At 62.0% G+C, this 205-nt stretch carries 1 protein-coding gene; it reads right to left on the reverse strand.

What is annotated here, in order from left to right:
* Positions 1-205 (reverse strand): ankyrin repeat domain-containing protein (locus A3736_RS02350; protein WP_197465464.1); only part of this gene is annotated, 205 nt, incomplete at both ends.

Genomic DNA, 205 nt, shown 5'->3' on the forward strand with positions numbered 1-205 from the left:
TAATCACGTGCCGAGCGGCCCGAATTATCGGTCCGGTCGGGGCTTGCGCCGTTTTTGAGGAGAATGCGGATCATCGCGGTATCGCGGCGATGGATGGCGGAAATCAGCGGCGTCTCGCCCGAGGAATTCGCCTGATCGACTCGCACGCCCGCCTTCAGCAGAGCTTCGATCCCCTCGATATAGCCGAGCTGGGTCGCGATCTGGA

This window comes from Erythrobacter sp. HI0063 (assembly GCF_001635685.1).
Taxonomy (GTDB): Bacteria; Pseudomonadota; Alphaproteobacteria; order Sphingomonadales; family Sphingomonadaceae; genus Qipengyuania.